Below are 18,696 nucleotides of genomic sequence, written 5' to 3'. Positions count from 1 at the left end.
CATAAAGTAAAGCAAAAAAATCAAATTGAAAAGTTAATAACCTGAAATTTCAACATTAATTTGAGGTTGTTTTAATTTGACCCGAACAACTTCAGTTTTAAATTCACCATTATCATTCAGATAGAGTGCACGATACCCTGGTAAAGCCTCATCTAAGGCAAAATTTTCACTATGCGGTTTGAACTGAACACTGGTCGAAGGCGTCGATAAAAACTGAATATTGCGCCATTGATTAGACGAGTCTTGATGTACGTGTCCGCATAGTACAATTTTGACATTGTCATGGCGTGAAAGCACATCTATGAGATGTTCAGCGTTCTTTAGTTTATGCTGATCTATCCAATGCGATTGCATGGCAAAAGGGTGGTGGTGGCATGCCACAATGATGTGTTGCTGTGGGTGCGCTGTGAGTAACTGATCTAATTGTTCCAACTGCTGTTGTGATACCCAACCATCCACTTTTCCTTTAACCGCACTGTTCAGTAAAATCAGACACCAATTGCCTAATGCGATGCAGTGAGCACGATCTTCCTGTTGATGAAATGGGAAGCAAGACGCTTCGTCATGGTTCCCCGGAATCTGATAAAACGGAAACGGCTGCTGTTGCATATATTCGAGATAACGCGCATAGGTACGCTCTACCGGCACTTGTGCAAGATCGCCAGTATGGACAAGCGTATCGATGTGATGATGGTTCAACTGAATTTGTTGAATCACATCGTGAAAACTCTGCTCTGGATTCATGCGGACAAATTCAAGATCTTCCTGATCCATTAAATGTGTGTCCGAGATCTGGATCAGTGTCCAGTCGTATTGTGGTGTATCCCTTAAAGTCATGTCCTTCCCCTTAGACATTCCTTGTAGTATGTATTTGTTGTTGTAACCATTGCAAGGCCATAATGACAGGTGCGTTTTTTAGCCGACCATTGGTTAATAATTCAGGAATATCAGTATAGTTTAAGATATGCAATTGAATATTTTCTCCTTCATCAGGCATGCCAAAGACTCCGCCATGTTCAGGAAGTTCAGCTTCAGCACTATAAAGGTGGAATAATTCCGCACAGGCACCCGCAGAGGGATAAAAACTAAATAAATGCTGTAGTGCATCTAATTCACAACCTGATTCTTCCAAACTTTCACGGCGGATGCAGCTTTCAGCAGATTCATCACCATCGAGCACGCCGGCAATAATCTCTAGTTGCCATGGCGAAGTTTCATCATCAATCGCCCCAATGCGGAATTGTTCAATTAAGGCAAATTTTTGTTGTTGATGACTATAGATCAGCACACCTGCTGCTTCAGGACGATGAATCAATTCACGCTGAATGGTTGGAATCATGCTGTCTTGATGGAATAAGCGGTGTCGAAGCTGAACTTTTTCAACTTGAATAAAGCCTTTATAAAGATGTTCACGCCCTTCAATGCTGTAATCTTTTTTGTTATATGTGGCCTGTTTAATAATATTCATAAGCGCTAATTAGGATGAAATCTTCCATTTCATCCTAACCGAGATTTTGTTGAATACAAAAGATTTTTTTTAAGCTTTACACTTTGTGGTACAACTTTTGACCATGTTCATGATAGGCCGCTTTCATGCTTTGTAAACCTGTCTCAATTTCAGGATTAGATTCTGAAGAAAGCTGCATATCTTGCTGATTTTTTGCATAATCTCTCACATTTTGTGTGATTTTCATCGAGCAAAATTTAGGTCCACACATTGAACAAAAATGGGCCGATTTATGTGCTTCTTTCGGCATCGTTTCATCATGCATGCTGCGTGCTGTATCAGGGTCTAAGCTCAGATTAAATTGGTCTTCCCAGCGGAATTCAAAGCGTGCTTTGGATAATGCATTATCACGAGCCTGCGCACCAGGATGACCTTTGGCAAGGTCTGCGGCATGGGCTGCAATTTTGTAGGTGATAATGCCATCTTTGACGTCTTTTTTATCTGGTAGACCAAGGTGCTCTTTCGGGGTCACATAACACAGCATCGCGGTGCCGTACCAACCAATCATTGCTGCACCTATCGCAGAGGTAATGTGGTCATAGCCCGGGGCAATATCGGTTGTGAGTGGTCCAAGGGTATAGAAAGGCGCTTCTTTGCAAACCTCGAGTTGTAGATCCATATTTTCTTTGATCATGTGCATTGGTACATGGCCTGGGCCTTCAATCATGACTTGTACATCATGCTCCCATGCCCGGTGAGTCAATTCACCTAAGGTGCGTAATTCACTAAATTGGGCTTCATCGTTGGCATCTTGAATACATCCCGGACGTAAACCATCACCTAAACTGAATGACACATCATAGGCTTTCATGATTTCGCAGATTTCATCAAAATGCGTATACAGGAAGTTTTCTTCATGATGCGCTAAGCACCACTGCGCCATGATGGATCCGCCACGTGACACAATACCAGTTAAACGGTTGGCGGTGAGTGGAACATAACGAAGCAACACGCCTGCGTGAATCGTAAAGTAATCGACACCTTGCTCGGCTTGTTCAATCAGTGTGTCTTTGAAAATTTCCCAGGTTAAGTCCTCTGCGACACCATCAACTTTTTCTAAAGCTTGGTAAATCGGCACTGTGCCAATCGGTACAGGGGAGTTGCGAATAATCCATTCGCGGGTTTCATGGATATTTTTACCTGTCGATAAATCCATGATGGTGTCAGCACCCCAACGAGTTGCCCAAGTCATTTTTGCCACTTCTTCATCGATGCTTGAACCAAGTGCTGAGTTACCAATGTTGGCATTGATTTTCACCAAGAAGTTACGACCAATAATCATCGGTTCACATTCAGGGTGGTTAATGTTGGCAGGGATAATGGCACGACCTTCAGCCACTTCTTGACGTACAAATTCTGGGGTGATTTCAGTTAAATTGCGTGCGCCAAAATTTTGACCGGCATGTTGGCGCATATCAACACCTTCACGCTGGCGCTGATTTTCACGAATCGCAATGTATTCCATTTCAGGAGTGATGATGCCTTGTTTGGCATAGTGCATTTGAGAGACATTGTGTCCACGACGAGCGCGACGCGGTTTTGAAATATGCGCAAAACGAATCTCTGCAGTGCGGATGTCTCGAAGACGCTCTTGTCCAAATTTTGAAGTTAAGGTATCGAGTATTTCCGTATCATTTCGAGACTCAATCCAAGATTCACGGACATTAGGTAGACCTTGATTCAGGTCAATTTGAATATTGGGGTCGGTATAAGCACCAGAGGTGTCATAGACCATAATCGGTAGATTTTTTTCTCCACCCAGACCTGTAGGCGTATCTGTAAGACTGATTTCACGCATTGGTACGCGAATATCTGGACGTGAGCCTTGGATATAGACTTTTTTTGACGCGGGGAGAATACGAGTGAGATCTTTAGCATCTTGTTCATGCTGAGCAGCGCGATCTGAAGCGGTGAGATTCGTTAATTGGTTCATTGCAATGATCCTTATGAATGACATCAACGAATCAAGCACGACCAAAAACGTGGCAGTTTATCTGATGGATTCACCTGAAAATAAAGGCGTAAAACCAAGAGATAAGAAGGGCTTAAGTTTTTAGATGGCTTGATTCCTACGCAGGTATTAACCTGATCAGGTTCAACGGTACTCATCCTTAAATTTAGCGAACTAAATTTAGATGATCTCAGCAGGAAATTACCTGCGCTCCGTCAAGCTTTGTGCGGATATTAGCATGAAGGCTGTTTTAAAACAGTGTTATTTTTCATCGATTTTGCAGTGCAGAATTTTGGGCAGGCTCGTGTGCAATTGAGCTAGAGTTAGCTAAAAGGACTATTTATTCACACAAATAGCATCACTAAAACAGTCTTTCTTATAATGCGGATCAGGATTACGGACACCAATTAAATTCAACAACTGAGCTTCAGAACGTTGATTAGATGCAGCAGTATTTTGATCTAATAATTTTAAAAATAAACGCGCCTGATCTGCCAATTTGGAGTTTTTTAATTGAGCCAAGCGTTCAATTTCTTCTAAAGAACTGGCTTGAATACTGAGGCGGTCTGAAAAATCATTAGAAACGGGACTATGTGCCGAACCAATAAATAACAACTGGCTATATTGATATAGCAATTGTTGTGCATCTTTTTTGTAGGGGCTATCTGGATATTGTTTCAGATAGTCTTCCCAAAAAATAGCACGTGTTGCAATCTCTTGCGGCTCAATGGCTAAACTTTGTTGCAGCAAGGCGGGTTGTGCATTTTGTTCAGCCAGTTTTTCAATAAAGACCTGCTCAGGTTCTTCCATATAAGGCGCAAAAATTTTGGCTAAATATTCAGGACTTCGGCGATAGCGTAATTGTCCTTCACCTGCATCGAACAATTCTACATAGGCTTGGCCTTTATGTTTCAGTAAGTATTGATCTCGGGCAGTGAGCTGCTCATAATGATTTTGTTGAATTGTGGGATGCTGAGCCATATCAAAGGCAAATTGTTCGAACGCCATTTGCTGTTGAGCTGTACGTTCAACATGTAAAAAGTTGCGATACATTTGATTGGACAAACGCAGTAATTTTTTTTGTTCGTCCGCTTTTAACAGCGGTAAGCAGACTTTGAGATCTTGGTTGATTTGTTCTAAAGCGAAAGTTGTTCGTTGATCGTCTATGTCCAGCATGTTTTTTTCAAGTTTTTTGCACAGCAAAGACAAATCGACTGCTTCTTTTTGAACAGTCTTATTGTTGGGAAACTCTGGTGCAGGTTGAGGTTCAGGCTGTTGTTGGCATCCATTCAACATACTGAAACATAAAAACATTGCACTAAACTTTGCAGGCAGCTGAAAAAATTTTGACACAGGAACTCGATGCGCTATAGAAGTGGTATTGTCCGATGGAATGTCGACTATTTTATAGATGAAACACGTGCAATATGTGTACTATTGTACAGTTCTTTGTTATAGCGTTGTGAGTAGTGTCCGAAAACGACTGAAATTATCCGGTTTTGTCGCATTTGATATAAAAAATTAATAAAAATCATACGGAAATTTGCAAGGATATGATTAGTATCTGCTTAGTTTTAGGCTTGAATATTCAATCTCGGGTATTTGAATATTAGGAATTTACAAAAAAAATGAACAAAAAAGTTGTGGTGGGTCTTTGTTTGCTTTTCACGAGTCAATGGGCGTGTGCGCTAGATCTTGTGCAAGCTTATGAACGTGCAAAACAAGAAGACCCCAATTGGCAAGCCAATAAACTACAATATGAAGCGGATAAATTGAATTTGGGGATTGCCAATGGGAACTTACTCCCGACGGTAACAATCTCTGGAAATGTGACCCGAAAAAATCAAAATTCCAACCAAAGCGGCGCTCAAGCCGGGCTGATCATGCCAGACAGCACCACAACAAGACAAATTGCGCTCACTGCCCGTCAGCCCATTTTTCGTTGGGATGCATGGGAAGGGCTGAAGCAAGTCAAGACCTCGATTAATTTAAGTGAAATTAATCTGCGGATTCAAAAACAAGATCATATTTTAAATGTCTCTGAAGCTTATTTTAATGTCCTACGCCAACAGGCATTAACGGTTGCCAACTTACAAGAAGAACAGGCGCTATCTGAACAGCTGCGCATGATGAATGCTAAATTAAAAGAAGGCTTGGTGGCAAAAAGTGATGTCAGCGAAGCCAATGCTCAATATCAAAATGCTCGGGCCAACCGCATGGCAACCAATGTTCAATTGGTTTTGGCGCAGGAACAATTACAACAGTTGATTGGGCCATATCGAGAAAATTTGGCGGTGTTACGTGAAGATTTTCAGTTTGAAAAACCGATTCCAAACAATGTACAAGCGTGGGAAGAACTGGCTCAGGAGCAGAACCTAGGCATTTTACAAGCGCGTATGCAACAACGTTATGCGGAAGATGGCAAACGCGTCGAAAAAGCTGCTTTATATCCTCAGATTGAAGCGGTAGGGACCTATGGGTATAACAAGCAAAGTCCACAATCCATCATGTCGCAAGATGGTCAATTTGATCAGGTGGGGATTGAAATGAACTGGAATGTGTTTAATGGTGGACGGACACAGAAATCCATTAAGCAAGCGGCGATCAATGTTGAGAAAAGCCAAGCACAGGTGGATGCAGCAATTCGAAAAGCACAAACCGATGTAAAAAAATCTTATATGCAAGTCGAAATGGATCAAAGTAAATTACAGGCACGTAAAGCCGCGATGGATTCTTCCGCGCAAGTGTCTTTGGCGTCACAAGCTCAGTACCAAGAAGGTCTGAAAACTATAGTTGATGTGCTACTGGCACAGCGTAATGCCTTCTCAGCCCGTCAAGATTATTTAAATTCCAAGTACGATTATTTAATTCATGTTCTACAACTTAAAGCCTCCGTTGGGAAATTAACGGAAGCTGATTTAGTGGAAATGAATGCATGGTTGGTCGATCAGAAAAATCAGCCATCGATCCTACTAAAGAAATAGGCCATGGTCATAAAAGTTTCACAATCAATATGCTTTAATATGGCACTAAAATCTGCCGATTCACGTTGTAGTGGAGACTCGCTTTGCCTAATAATCCTGTTTTAAACCATCACATTTCTTCGCAATTCAATGAAGAGTTGCAGGATGTGCATACCAAATTTATGACCATGGGTGGTTTGGTGGAGCAGCAGGTTGCAAATGCCATTCATGCCTTATTGGATACGGATGCAACGATGGCGATCGATGTTCAATTTCAAGACAATACGGTGAACCGTATGGAAACTGAAATTGATGAAGCGCTTACCCTAATTTTGGCGCGTCGTCATCCTGCTGCGATTGATCTACGCATGGTGATTGCGATGTCGAAAGCCAACACCGATTTAGAACGGATTGGTGATGAAGCGGCAAAAATTGCCCGTATTGCACAAAGCTTGTGTGAAGAGGGTGGTTCACCGCGGGGTTATATGGAAACACGTCATATTGGCAACCAAGTCCGCGTTATGATTCATGATGCGCTTGATGCCTTTGCACGTTTGGATGTAGATCAGGCTTTACGTGTCCTTTTGGCCGATGCTGATATTGACCGCGAGTACCAATCGGCAACCCGTACCCTCATGACGTATATGATAGAAGATCCACGGCACATTACTCGGGTCATGAATGTACTTTGGGTGCTGCGTTCACTTGAACGTATTGGTGACCATGCTCGAAATATCTCTGAACAAGTGATTTATATGGTGAAAGGTCTAGATGTCCGTCACACCAGTGTTGAAGAAATTGAGCAAAAAGTTCAGCGTTAATTGAATAAAACAAATATGAACGAAGCCCATCAAACGATGGGCTTTTTTCGGTCTAAAATTAACTATGTGTTTCTTCGTCTTCCTCAAAAGTACGGGCAATTTTGTCAATATTTAAACTTTTCGCCATCGCATCGAAGATTTGCTTATAAGCACCTTCTTGATGGTACAAATCATGATGCTCCCCGTGTTCTACGATTTGTCCGTCTTTCATCACATAGGTGTAATCGGCATCGATAATTTGCGACAAACTATGTGAAATCATGATGACGGTACGCCCTTGCTTAATTTGATCCAGACTATTTTTAATTTGTTCAGCAGCGATCGCATCTAAACTAGCCGTCGGTTCGTCCAAGAAAATAATCGGCGGATTTTTTAGAAACATGCGTGCCAAGGCAATGCGCTGTTGCTGTCCACCTGAGAGCAGTAAAGCATCGGCTTCATAGGCATGCGGAAGTTTTAAGATCTGATCATGGATCGAGGCTTTCCGTGCTGCATCAAAGACTTCTTGCTCTGTAGCTGTACTTTTGCCATAGCGAATATTTTCAAAAATTGAACCTGGGAAAATATGATTTTTTTGCAATACCAAACCAATATTTTCACGTAAATACTGTGTATCAATCTGTTCTAAATCGATGCCATCGAGTTTGATATTGCCCGCTTGAGGATGATAAAACTTATCCAGTAAGCTAATTAATGTCGATTTTCCAGCCCCAGATAAACCAACCAAGGCGGTGATTTTGTTCGGTTGGATGGTCATGTTGATGCGGTGCAATGCCTGAAAACCATTGGGATAGCTAAAGTCGACATTGCTTAATTCAAACTGACCTTGAATCGGAGGCTGGGCAGTGCCACTGGTTTCAATTTCATGATCCGCTTCTAAGATGTTAAAGAAGCTTTCCGAATAAATCATCGCAGAGTTAATTTCATCATAGATACGATGTAGCGAGCGAATCGGGGCAGAGACATTATTAAATAACAACACGTGATACATAATCATCCCGATACTCATTTGCCCATCCAAAACAAAATAGGCTGTCAGAATGATGATCAGTACCACACCGACCTGTTCAATAAAGGTTTTGAGTCCGTCAAAGATATAACTGGTTTGCCGTGTCTGCATCTGGTTTTCAGTCAGCGACTTTTGCAGATTTAATTGTTTTTTCGATTCGACGGCTTCTTTGTTAAAAGATTTAATGACCGTTATCGAATTGATAATACTCAGAATACCCTGATTTTTCTTTTCAAAATTATCGCGTAGGGCACGGCGTTTGCCTGCCAGTTTTTGTGATTGTTTGAAAGTTAGCCAAAAATAAATCGGCACAATAATTGTGGCCACCACGCCAACCCAAACATTGGCATAATACATTAAGCCCAGTGCAATAATAGCACTGGTAAATAGCGGTAAAATATCAATAAAAAAGATTTGAACCAGTCGTGTGAGCGAGCTAACCCCCCGATCAATTCGAGTTTGGAGTTTGCCTGCTTGGTTGTCTTGTTGATCGAAGAATGCCAATCGATAGGTGATAAATTTTTCAATAATGCCTTGGGACAAATCCTGAGAAATTAAAATACGTAACTTTTCACCAAACGATTTTTGTCCAAATTGCACGATGGCATTGATGACTTCTTTTCCCAATAAGACTACGGTGATGGTGATTAATATATGCCAACCATTGGCTAGACCGAGGCCTTGTTGTAAAAGCTGATTGATGCTGTCTACGGCATATTTGAGTGTCAGGGCATTCACCTGTGCCGTGAGTGAGCCAATTAAGGTCAAGATCAGCGTCACGACCACCAGCCAGCGGTATGGCTGTACAAATGGACGTAATTTTTGGAAAAGCTGCCACAGGTTCATAAGCAATTATTTTTATTGTGAATATGAGCTTTAGTCTAAGACTGAAAATTCTATGCGACAAGTAATGACAATGTTTTGATTTGTGACGAGAGTTTTTCGGCTAAGATATTTTTTAAATGTGCTCACGACATCAGCATTACGCTGCTGTGCCAAACAGTGTTGAGTTGAACCGATGAATTTTGAATTATTTACGCCTGAACCGCATGCAAATCTGTTGCCCTATGATGGTGAAGTTGAAGATTATGGATTGATCTTCAATGCTGAAGACAGTGAAAAATATTTACACTATTTCCTCACGCAGTTGGCTTGGCAGCATGATGAAGTCATTTTGCATGGACAGTATTTTCAAACGGACCGAAAAGTGGTTTGGTATGGAGATGCTCATTATGAGTATCACTATTCAGGCATGCAAAAGCAGGCATTGATCTGGAATCCAGCTTTACTGCGCTTAAAGCAACATATTGAGCAACGGGTGGGTCAGACGTTTAATTCCTGTTTGGCCAATTTATACGAAAATGGTACGCAAGCGGTGGGGTGGCATAGTGATGATGAGCCATCTTTGCTTTCACCCACACAGCAGGTAGTGATTGCATCCTTAAGTTTTGGGGCAAGCCGAAAGTTTTGCTTTAAACATAAAAGCACTCAAGAGAAAGTACAGCTTTTATTGCAAAGTGGACAGTTGATTGTGATGCGTGGGAAAACCCAACGGTATTGGAAACATGCCCTAATGAAGTCGATGAAAGTGACCGAGCCGAGGGTGAATTTAACCTTTCGTTATTTCTATGATCAACAGCCGTAAAAAAAGCCCATATCTAGATGAGCTTTTTTCTTTCTCTGAGGAAGAGTATAGCGACAATCAACTGAAATCATGGAACACATGGTTGAGATGACTGCTAAAGAACAATAATCATATTATGATAATTTATCTAATATTTATAATTAATAAATTCAATTAATAATATAAATTTATCAGATTAATTAAATATCATCTTTACAACATCGCATCAGTTGTGCGCAAACTGATCAGATTTAAATGGCGTCAGATTCTTCCATCATACTGCTGTATTTTTTCTCAATACGCGCTGTACAGTCTTGCATCATTTCTACGACTTTTTGAAAATTCATAAATTCAAAACGATTTTTAGACGCCAATAGGGTCAAAGCAAGCGGGGGTTCTTTACTGGAAAATTTAATCGGAATCGATAAGCTCGACATATTCGGGTCAACTTCACCATTGGAAAAATAGTAACCCTGCTTTTTAATCTTTTTCATTTGCTGCATAAATTCTTCTTCATTATGCGCAAAACCAACTTGTGATAACTCGTCCGCAAAACGGTGGTAATAATCTAAAATCCGTTGCTTAGGTAACTGCGACAAAATCACTTTAGACGATGAGCCTTTGTACATCGGACGCGGGCTACCTCGACCATAAGCCAAGGCTGCATAGTCTTTATAAAGTTCATGATGTACATCAATACATGAGTCGATATTCAGATGCGTCAATAAGCAACAAGACTCTGTGCGTTCCACAATTTCTTTCATGAAGGGAATGCTAATTTGCACCAATGGATCGGTGGTGCGAGAAATAAAATCAAGCACAGCAATTTTTGAACCCAGTGTGTAATCGCCAGAAGTCCCACTGAGGCGCTGCAATAATTCAGCAGAAACCAGTTCTTTTAAATAGCGATAGCTCGTTGGTTTAGATAAGCCTAATTCTTCACTAATAATGTCGACATTGATGATGGGACGAGCAACTGAAAATAAGTCGAGTACGGTGAGAATTTTACCAAAACTGGAAAGCGCCATAAGAACCTGCTTGGTCACAATAAAAATGAATCGTTAAGTTACTATATAACAAATTGCTCGGCCTGATGTTGCGCTTTTCTACATTGAAAATGAAACAAATCTGAAATATCACAGGGTTTCTTGGGTTATTCTGATAAAAGCATAATAAAAAATTGAAATATGCATTTAAAATATAGGTCAATTATCAAAATAAGATATTAATATTGACTTTAATTTGTTTTTTTAGCAAAATTATTGTGAAAATATCCTATATTGAATAAATATTGCCCATTCTTTCGATGCGCAGGCAATGTTGCACACTACTTTTTGTATTCAAATGGTTTGAAACACGATTTGAATCGCTTCTTTACTTATTGAAATTTCTAGTCATTCCTGTGCCGTGATACAGGTTGTGCTGTCGAATGTTTAAGCATTCGATACGAGGCCGTTTTCACTAAAAAGAAGCAAACCGACGAGATCAATCATGTTGCTGACGAAACAAATACTCGCTTTTCGGCCCAATAAAATGGACTGGATTTTTGCGACCAAAACGTTCATCGCGGGCATGTTGGCATTGTATGTGGCCTTTGTACTGAATTTGGCTTATCCGATTTGGGCAATTGGCACCGTTTTCGTGATCGCGAATCCATATTCAGGGATGACGTCTTCAAAAAGTTTGTATCGTGTATTAGGAACGTTCTTAGGGGCGGCCGTGTCGGTGGTGGCACTGCCACATCTTATTCATATGCCAGTACTGTTTACAGTTTTTTTGGCGGTTTGGGTTGGGTTTTGTTTGTATTTGTCACTGCTAGACCGTACGCCTCGTAGTTATGTTTCCATGTTGGCGGGTTATACCACGGTCATTATCTGTTTTAACGTCGTGTATTTTATTGATACCGCTTCGATCTTCGATATGGCCTTGGGGCGTTTTCTGGAAATTACGGTGGGTGTGGTCTGTAGTGCCATCGTGACCACGACGTTATTTCCAATGCATATTGGTCCTGCGGTTGAAACACGCGTGAGCAAAACCTTTGCCGATACCAAAGAAATATTTGATCAGATTTTATTAGAGCCTGCCGAACTAGAAAATTATTCAAAAAATCTCGGCAATATTGCACGAGATATCGCGGATATACATGTCATGGCGGTGCATTTGTCATATGAAAAATCCACCTTAAAAGGCATGACACGTCCGTTGCAGGAAATCTTGCATCAGTTGAGTTTGTTGGTCAGTAACTTGGTGGCCATGTCTGAACGGATGAAACAATTAGACGCTCTGGACACACATTATCGGACGGCACTCAAGCAAGCCCATGAACATATTGCCGCGTTTTTATTAGATCAACATCAGATTGAGGAAAGTAAACTTAATCAATTGCCTGAACAGTTTGAGCAAGATTTTCAACAGATTCAGGCACAGGCATTGCCATCACAACAGGTGATTTTGGGCAGTCTAAAAATGGATATTCGCCATTTTATTCAGAATATTCGTGCGATTCGTCTGCTTTGGCAGCGGGTACAACAAGGCGACTCCACTTTACCAGCTACACTGACTGCCTTGGGCAATAGTCATTATCCGACTTTGCACCGAGATGCGGGGGTTGCCATTCGTGGCGGGGTGTCTGCATGTTTGATTATTTTAATTTCTACGGGTTTTTGGATTGTTAGTGGTTGGAAAGCTGGATTTATGATGGCTGAAATGGCTGCGATCAGTGCTTGTATTTTAACTGCAATGGATAATCCTGTTCCTGCATTGAAAATGTTTATTCGCGCCAATATGTATGCGGCGTTCATGGTGTTCATCTACGCCTATGGCATTTTCCCGCATGTGACCGCCTTTTGGCAGTTGATCGTGGTGTTAGCACCATTTGTGATGTTCTGTCTGATGCTATTTTTACATCCGCCTTTGATTGGGATCAGCTTGCCGCTTTTGATGGGCACCATCATGGGACTGAATTTTCAAAACCGCTTTAGCCTCGATCAGGTGTTTTTCTTTGATGCATCGATTGGGACGGTTTTGGGACCCATTATTTCGGTGTTTATTATTCATTTAGTGCGTGCGATGTCACCAGATATGACGGCCCAACGCATACTTTCACAGCATTACAAGGCACTGCGTCAGGCTTTATATCTGCCGTACGGCTTACCGTTTCGGGTGCATTTACGCAGTATGTTGGACCGAATCGGCATCCTAAATAGCAAAATGGTGCAATCAGGGAACTTGAAACAACAGATCGAGTGGGCTTTGGTGGAAGCCAGTGCGGTGATTGATTTGACCCGCTTGCAAGAACTCATGAATAAACTCGATCCGAATGATGCACTAGTCAGCGAACTCGAAGAGTTACAACAAGATTTAGATGACTATTTTCGGGCCATGGAACAAGGGCAAAAGAATGTCTTTATGAGCTTGAAACAGCAAATTGTAGAGCGAGTTCAACGATTGAATCAGGCCGTTCAGGGTGTGGAAAACGACGATGTTATGCATCGAATTCTGTATTCACTGAACAATATTCAAAGCAGTTTGTGTCATGTCCTAACACAGCAGACTCCAAATCATTTACAGGTCGAGGCACAACATGGGTGAGCTAAATGTATATGGCATTTATGTGCCCATTCTATTGATTCAAGCGGTATTGGCCTATCTGTTATTGCGGGTCATCATGCGTTTGCTTGACCGATGGATGGCGCAAGATTGGGTGCCGATGCCCAATATTTTTTATTTGGGTGTATTTGTGATGTTGCTTTGGCTGGTGCATGAAATCTTTATTTTCTGCCAGTTCTAAGCCCTTAAAAAAATGAAATGATTGAGGTAATCGTATGACCAATTTGAATGTCCGAAAATATATTCGGCCTGTATTGTTGATAATCGTGCTATGTGGCGCATTACTTGCGCTAAAACATATTTGGGACTATTACAATTCGGAACCTTGGACGCGTGATGGGCGGGTACGTGGTGATGTAATTCAAGTGTCATCGGATGTTTCTGGTTTGGTCACAGACGTTTTGGTTCAAGACAACCAACAAGTGAAAAAAGGCCAAGTGTTATTTCGTATAGATGTGGCACGTCAAGCGTTGGATGTTGAGCAAGCCAAATCTGACTTGGCGAAAGCCAAAGCAGGACTGGCAGGGGCTGAAGCACAGCTTGCTGAAGCCAAAGCCAATCTAGTGAAGTCACAAGCCAATATCAATCTTGCAGATAAAAATGCAAATCGTTATGCAAGTTTGATGGACGGTGCGATTTCAAAACAAGAACAAGATCAAATGTTTGCAGTGCGTGATCAATCACATGCAGAGCATGAGCAAACTCAGGCAGCGATTGAACAAGCCAAAGCCAGTGTGGTGCAGCAAAAAGCCCTAATTGAAGCAGCGAATAGCAGTTTGCATTTGGCTGAGTTGAATTTAAAACGTTCGGAAGTGGTTGCACCAACAGATGGAACTTTGTCTAACTTTGAACTCAAAGCAGGGAATTACGTCAAAGTAGGACAAGCCGTGGCGGCTTTAATTGACCGTCAACAATTGTATGTTGTGGGATATTTTGAAGAAACCAAACTGGATAAAATCTATGTTGGCGCACCTGCAACAATCCAACTGATGGGAAGTTCTGAAGTTTATAAAGGCCATGTACAAGGCGTTGCAACAGGGATTGAAGACCGTGAACGTACCTCGACTGATGGCTTACTTGCCAATGTTAATCCAACCTTTAGTTGGGTCCGTTTGGCACAGCGTGTACCAGTGAAAATTGTACTGGATGAAGTACCGCATGATCAGTTGGCTTTTGTCGCGGGTCGAACCACCACGATTCATATTGTGGATAAAAACTAAGTTATCCCCAATCATTTCATTTGCGCAGCATTGAGTGATCAATCTTGCGCATAAAAAAACATCCTTTTTCGGATGCTTTTTTATGTGCCTGTTTGTTGAAAGCGCTTAGGGTTTTAGTCCCACTGGGTTTCGATACCAACTTTCAATAAACAATGCTGCAGCAAGGCTGTCGGCAGAAAGATGCTTCGCACGGCCTTGGGATTGATAGTGATCTAATTCATCACGCGCTTCACGTGTCGTTAAGCGTTCATCGACCATCAAGGTTTCAATATTGGTTTGGTGGCGAAGACGTCGTGCAAATTTACGCGCACGTGTGGAGAGTTCAGATTCGCTATCATCCATATTGAGCGGTAGACCCACGATGAACAAATCCGGCTGATACTGTTTCACAATCTTGAGTAGATTATCCCAATTGGGAATGCCATCTTTCATGGGAAAGAGTGGCAGGGGATTTGCACTTTCAATCAATGCTTGTCCCACAGCCATTCCTGTTTTTTGTGTGCCAAAGTCAAAGGCCATAATCATTTGATATTGTGATAAATCAGGCATGTCCAATCTCAGATGATAACCACGTGCGGTCTACGCCCATTTTTTTATAGGCAGCGTCCCAACGGTCGTCATAAGGTAAGTTAAATATTAAATCCATGTCTGAGTCACAAATGAGCCAATCACCCCGAGCAATTTCTTCTTCTAATTGGCTTTTACCCCAACTGGCATAGCCTAGAGCCACCTGATAACGACCCACACCTTCATTGTGTGCAATCGCATCTAAAATATCTTTAGACGTGGTAATGCAGACATTTTCACCTACAGCAATAGACGAATGCCATGTCGGTTGACCGGTATGAAGAACAAAACCTGCCTCTGGGCGCAAAGGACCACCTTGCAACACTTCATGAGGATGCACATTATCTGCCTCAATTTCCAAATCATTCAATAGTTCTTTGATCTGCAAGCCCGAAGGACGATTAATAATGATGCCTTGAGCGCCATCTTCATCATGTCGCGCTAAATAAATCACCGTATTGGCAAAGAATTCATCGTTCATTTCGGGTGGAGCAATCAGGCAGCGGTGTGTGAGGTATTGTTTAGTCACCTAATGGCTTCTCCTTATTGGGGTAAGTTTCATTCTTGGGGGGAATTGCATTCGAATAACGTTGTATTTATCAACATACTAGACTCACAAGTTTTCAACAATGAGTTTTTCTGCAAATTCAATATTTGTCATGCTCGACCAGTGAGGGACATGCTAAAAATCTTCATCGTGCAGGCGGGTCTGCAATGTGGTGAATTGTGAAGCGATGACAGGTGATTTGAACAACAGCAGTACAAAAGCGAGGAGAAGATACACGTGATTGATGATAAGGATTGCTTAAAATAGCAGGATAAACTGAGGGTAAAACAATGACACATTATTCAAAAATAATAGGGGTGGCACTCTGTGTAAGCCTACCTATTTCGGGCTTTTCAGGAATTGCTGACTTACAAAAACATGAATCTCAAGTAATTAAAAAATATAAAAACTTAAATTTTTATGAGGTCAATGGTGATATAGAAAGTGCAGTTGTAGACATTATTTCAGCTGATCAGAGCAGTTTTAATTATGATTTTCCTCTGTTGACCGAGCAAGGCTATGTACGTATCCAATATTCGCCTGACAAAAAACTGAAGTTTTATACATTTGATGTTTCGGGTGGCGGCACTATGGGGGAGTGGAGCAGCTATGTGCAATATGCAACGGGAAAAACGCAACATTTAGATCAATTTGACTCAGGCTATATCAATCAAATTTTGCCGGTCAACATCCAAAATAAAACCGTATATTTGGTGAAGAGTTATTATAAAGGTGATAATTGTAGTGGACTGCATCATCTAAGAGCTGTTGAAGTTGGGCCAAAGCAATTACTAAAATCCTATGTATTTAAAACCAAGCAAAAAAACCTGCATGAAATTTCAGTCGATTATGATTGCCACTACGATAAAGACAGAAGCTCCAGTCAAAACTATTTAAAAGTTGGTCCTAAACATGTGGATGTGATGTTATTAAATGAAAACTATCAGCCACAACAGAAGTACTTACGTTATAGCTTGGGCTCAAAAGGCTTTGTCTATCAAGGAATTATTAAATAGAAGTCGTAATTAAATAGAGGTTGTATCACAAGTGATAAAAAAAGCCTTAGTCAAAGTGAACTAAGGCTTTTTTTATTTAAGACATTTACGGTGATTTAGCTGTGCTGAAACTTTAATTGGCGTAAATGTTTGGCATGTTGTAATGTGGTATCGCTAATTTCAACACCACCCGTCATGCGAGCAAGCTCTTGAATTCGATCATCTTCTTCTAATTCGATAATGGTACTGCTTGCAGGATCCGTTTGACGTTTTTTCACCAAGAGATGTTGGTCAGATTGGGCAGCGACTTGGGCTTGGTGAGTAATACATAAAATTTGAACATGCTGCGCCAAATCAGCCAACAAACGCCCGACAATTTCTGCCGTTCCGCCACTGATCCCGACATCAATTTCATCAAAGACCAAGACTTCGGATTCGGTTTTTTCAGCATTCATCACTTGCATGACTAAGGCAATACGTGACAATTCACCGCCCGATGCCACGCGTGCTAGAGGCTGAGCAGGAATCCCTTTGTTGGCTGTGAATAACAGCTGAATAAAGCTTAAACCTTCACTCGAAACATGTTCAAGCGGTTCAAATTTAAATTCAAAATGCGCTTCAGGCAGAGCCAGTTGTTTGACTTGTTCAGTCAACTGCTTCGCCAATGGCGTAGCAGCATCTCGGCGTATTTGATCCAAGTGCTCGGCTTTGGAAATGAAGTCTTGATGAGAAACCTCAACTTGTTCTGCCAACGTTTCAGGATCTTCCAGCTGATGCAGTTGCTCTAACTCAAGTTGCCACGCCTCGTATTCTTGTTTTAAATCTTCAGGCTGAGTACGATATTTACGCGCTAAGCGATGAAAAACTTCCAGTTTGGTATTTAATTCGTCCATACGTTCAGGATCAAAACTTTGACGATCAATAAATTGACGTAAATTTGCGGTGGCATCTTCAATTTCACTTTGAGCGTTCAGTAGCGACGTATAAATTTCAGAAAGTTGTTCACTACGTCCTGCATGCGATTCAATTCGACGAATGATCGCGCCCATTTCTTGATTGATATTTTGCTCGGCGTCATCGAGGGCATTTAGACCATAGCTACAATCCTGCATGATATGTTCATGATGACTGAGACGGTCAAATTCTTGCTCGATTTCTTTGTAGTCCGTTTGCACAACGTCTTCAAGTTCTTCCAATTGAAGTTCAAGCGTTTCTATCCGTTGCTTACGTGTGGCTTGGGCATCGAGTGCGGCTTGGTGCTGTCGAATATCCTTTTGCCACTTGCTATAGGCATCACGAACGGCTTGAGCCGGCTGATAGAAATTATAATAACGATCCAGCCAATGCTTTGGGTAGGGTGGTTCTAAAAGTTGTTGTTGGCTGTGTTGGCTATAGAGTTGAACCAATAAGCGGCCAATTTCTTTTAATTCGGATAAGCTGCTCGGACGTCCATTAATCCATGCCTTACTACGACCTGTTGCAAAAATCACGCGACGTAAATGGATTTCGCCAGACTCATCATCCAATTCGTGTTCTTTGAGCCAAAGCGCTTCAGGACTGTGCTCTTGATAGCTAAAGGTCGCTGTTACATCGGCTTTGTCTGATCCATAGCGCACATAGTTGGTGTCTGTACGTTCACCTAAGCAAGCTGATAATGCGTCTAGAAGTAAAGATTTACCAGCACCTGTTTCACCCGTCAGGACGTTAAAACCTTGTTCAATGTCGATGGCTAAATGGTCGGCTAATGCAAAATTGATCAGAGTTAAATGTGTCAGCATAAACGCATCCGAGCTGCGAAAAGTTCTAGTTAAAGATAATTAAGTTTTGTTTTGGTCACAAGATAAGTTTTATTTTAAGATGACGAAAAACCTCATAATTCTATC

Annotated in this window: 16 protein-coding genes and 1 riboswitch; of the genes, 7 read left to right on the top strand and 9 right to left on the bottom strand. The window is 41.4% G+C overall.

Features of this window, described 5'->3' with window-relative positions; all coding sequences use genetic code 11:
• Window positions 1-33 precede the first annotated feature (33 nt).
• The 4 genes from cpdA to FTT92_RS10375 form a co-directional block, all read right to left on the bottom strand.
• Window positions 34-837: a 3',5'-cyclic-AMP phosphodiesterase gene (gene cpdA / locus FTT92_RS10390; protein ID WP_078192576.1), complete on the bottom strand. Its 804-nt coding sequence runs from the start codon at window positions 835-837 to the stop codon at window positions 34-36.
• A 10-nt stretch (window positions 838-847) separates the two neighbouring features.
• Window positions 848-1,468, bottom strand: a complete 621-nt coding sequence (locus FTT92_RS10385) for an NUDIX domain-containing protein (protein ID WP_180156699.1) — start codon at window positions 1,466-1,468, stop codon at window positions 848-850.
• Between the two features lie 76 nt (window positions 1,469-1,544).
• On the bottom strand, window positions 1,545-3,440 hold the full coding sequence (thiC, locus tag FTT92_RS10380) for a phosphomethylpyrimidine synthase ThiC (protein WP_078189435.1): 1,896 nt from the start codon (window positions 3,438-3,440) through the stop codon (window positions 1,545-1,547).
• Window positions 3,441-3,556: 116 nt separating this feature from the next.
• A riboswitch (TPP riboswitch) is annotated at window positions 3,557-3,683 on the bottom strand.
• 111 nt (window positions 3,684-3,794) lie between these two features.
• Entirely contained in the window at window positions 3,795-4,772 is a 978-nt protein-coding gene (locus FTT92_RS10375; RefSeq protein WP_180172098.1) for a hypothetical protein, read from the bottom strand.
• A gap of 314 nt (window positions 4,773-5,086) precedes the next feature.
• On the opposite strand from FTT92_RS10375, the gene FTT92_RS10370 reads away from it, so the two are divergent.
• Both FTT92_RS10370 and phoU read left to right on the top strand, forming a co-directional pair.
• Window positions 5,087-6,442, top strand: a complete 1,356-nt coding sequence (locus FTT92_RS10370) for a TolC family outer membrane protein (RefSeq protein ID WP_180172073.1) — start codon at window positions 5,087-5,089, stop codon at window positions 6,440-6,442.
• Between the two features lie 83 nt (window positions 6,443-6,525).
• On the top strand, window positions 6,526-7,242 hold the full coding sequence (gene phoU, locus FTT92_RS10365; protein WP_078189433.1) for a phosphate signaling complex protein PhoU: 717 nt from the start codon (window positions 6,526-6,528) through the stop codon (window positions 7,240-7,242).
• 58 nt (window positions 7,243-7,300) lie between these two features.
• Here the strand turns inward: phoU and FTT92_RS10360 are convergent, their stop codons facing one another.
• On the bottom strand, window positions 7,301-9,097 hold the full coding sequence (locus FTT92_RS10360; RefSeq protein ID WP_078189432.1) for an ABC transporter ATP-binding protein: 1,797 nt from the start codon (window positions 9,095-9,097) through the stop codon (window positions 7,301-7,303).
• A 172-nt stretch (window positions 9,098-9,269) separates the two neighbouring features.
• Between FTT92_RS10360 and FTT92_RS10355 the strand changes: the two genes are divergently transcribed.
• A complete protein-coding gene (locus FTT92_RS10355; protein WP_180172072.1) occupies window positions 9,270-9,896 on the top strand; it encodes an alpha-ketoglutarate-dependent dioxygenase AlkB in 627 nt (208 codons plus the stop codon).
• Window positions 9,897-10,126: 230 nt separating this feature from the next.
• Here the strand turns inward: FTT92_RS10355 and FTT92_RS10350 are convergent, their stop codons facing one another.
• Entirely contained in the window at window positions 10,127-10,903 is a 777-nt protein-coding gene (locus FTT92_RS10350; protein ID WP_078189430.1) for an IclR family transcriptional regulator, read from the bottom strand.
• A 463-nt stretch (window positions 10,904-11,366) separates the two neighbouring features.
• Here FTT92_RS10350 and FTT92_RS10345 point away from each other — a divergent pair, with 463 nt between their 5' ends.
• The 3 genes from FTT92_RS10345 to FTT92_RS10335 are packed head-to-tail and all read left to right on the top strand — an operon-like array spanning window position 11,367 to window position 14,704.
• On the top strand, window positions 11,367-13,466 hold the full coding sequence (locus FTT92_RS10345; protein ID WP_180172071.1) for an FUSC family protein: 2,100 nt from the start codon (window positions 11,367-11,369) through the stop codon (window positions 13,464-13,466).
• Complete coding sequence (locus FTT92_RS10340) at window positions 13,459-13,665, top strand: DUF1656 domain-containing protein (RefSeq protein ID WP_180024254.1); 207 nt, start codon at window positions 13,459-13,461, stop codon at window positions 13,663-13,665. Before FTT92_RS10345 ends, FTT92_RS10340 begins: the two co-directional genes overlap by 8 nt.
• Window positions 13,666-13,699: 34 nt before the next feature.
• Window positions 13,700-14,704 (top strand): HlyD family secretion protein, encoded by a 1,005-nt coding sequence (locus FTT92_RS10335; RefSeq protein WP_180172070.1) that lies wholly within the window; start codon window positions 13,700-13,702, stop codon window positions 14,702-14,704.
• 105 nt (window positions 14,705-14,809) lie between these two features.
• Here FTT92_RS10335 and ruvX read toward each other — a convergent pair whose 3' ends face one another.
• Window positions 14,810-15,253: a Holliday junction resolvase RuvX gene (gene ruvX / locus FTT92_RS10330; protein WP_180172069.1), complete on the bottom strand. Its 444-nt coding sequence runs from the start codon at window positions 15,251-15,253 to the stop codon at window positions 14,810-14,812.
• Window positions 15,246-15,800, bottom strand: a complete 555-nt coding sequence (locus tag FTT92_RS10325; RefSeq protein ID WP_180022050.1) for a YqgE/AlgH family protein — start codon at window positions 15,798-15,800, stop codon at window positions 15,246-15,248. Before FTT92_RS10325 ends, ruvX begins: the two co-directional genes overlap by 8 nt.
• A gap of 308 nt (window positions 15,801-16,108) precedes the next feature.
• Here FTT92_RS10325 and FTT92_RS10320 point away from each other — a divergent pair, with 308 nt between their 5' ends.
• Entirely contained in the window at window positions 16,109-16,834 is a 726-nt protein-coding gene (locus FTT92_RS10320; protein ID WP_180172068.1) for a hypothetical protein, read from the top strand.
• A gap of 95 nt (window positions 16,835-16,929) precedes the next feature.
• Here the strand turns inward: FTT92_RS10320 and recN are convergent, their stop codons facing one another.
• Window positions 16,930-18,591, bottom strand: a complete 1,662-nt coding sequence (gene recN / locus FTT92_RS10315) for a DNA repair protein RecN (RefSeq protein WP_180172067.1) — start codon at window positions 18,589-18,591, stop codon at window positions 16,930-16,932.
• Window positions 18,592-18,696 lie beyond the last annotated feature (105 nt).

Origin of the sequence: Acinetobacter sp. YH12023, from assembly GCF_013420135.1 — a bacterium.
Lineage (GTDB): Bacteria > Pseudomonadota > Gammaproteobacteria > Pseudomonadales > Moraxellaceae > Acinetobacter > Acinetobacter amyesii.
This window is presented reverse-complemented; position numbering and strand designations above follow the sequence as displayed.

Bases quoted from the DNA above. Each gene is read 5' to 3' on its own strand.
- FTT92_RS10335 (WP_180172070.1), top strand. From the start codon at position 13,700: ATGACCAATTTGAATGTCCGAAAATATATTCGGCCTGTATTGTTGATA.
- FTT92_RS10350 (WP_078189430.1), bottom strand. From the start codon at position 10,903: ATGGCGCTTTCCAGTTTTGGTAAAATTCTCACCGTACTCGACTTATTT.
- thiC (WP_078189435.1), bottom strand. From the start codon at position 3,440: ATGAACCAATTAACGAATCTCACCGCTTCAGATCGCGCTGCTCAGCAT.
- recN (WP_180172067.1), bottom strand. From the start codon at position 18,591: ATGCTGACACATTTAACTCTGATCAATTTTGCATTAGCCGACCATTTA.
- FTT92_RS10375 (WP_180172098.1), bottom strand. From the start codon at position 4,772: ATGTTTTTATGTTTCAGTATGTTGAATGGATGCCAACAACAGCCTGAA.
- cpdA (WP_078192576.1), bottom strand. From the start codon at position 837: ATGACTTTAAGGGATACACCACAATACGACTGGACACTGATCCAGATC.
- FTT92_RS10345 (WP_180172071.1), top strand. From the start codon at position 11,367: ATGTTGCTGACGAAACAAATACTCGCTTTTCGGCCCAATAAAATGGAC.
- ruvX (WP_180172069.1), bottom strand. From the start codon at position 15,253: ATGCCTGATTTATCACAATATCAAATGATTATGGCCTTTGACTTTGGC.
- FTT92_RS10355 (WP_180172072.1), top strand. From the start codon at position 9,270: ATGAATTTTGAATTATTTACGCCTGAACCGCATGCAAATCTGTTGCCC.
- FTT92_RS10320 (WP_180172068.1), top strand. From the start codon at position 16,109: ATGACACATTATTCAAAAATAATAGGGGTGGCACTCTGTGTAAGCCTA.
- FTT92_RS10385 (WP_180156699.1), bottom strand. From the start codon at position 1,468: ATGAATATTATTAAACAGGCCACATATAACAAAAAAGATTACAGCATT.
- FTT92_RS10360 (WP_078189432.1), bottom strand. From the start codon at position 9,097: ATGAACCTGTGGCAGCTTTTCCAAAAATTACGTCCATTTGTACAGCCA.
- FTT92_RS10370 (WP_180172073.1), top strand. From the start codon at position 5,087: ATGAACAAAAAAGTTGTGGTGGGTCTTTGTTTGCTTTTCACGAGTCAA.
- FTT92_RS10340 (WP_180024254.1), top strand. From the start codon at position 13,459: ATGGGTGAGCTAAATGTATATGGCATTTATGTGCCCATTCTATTGATT.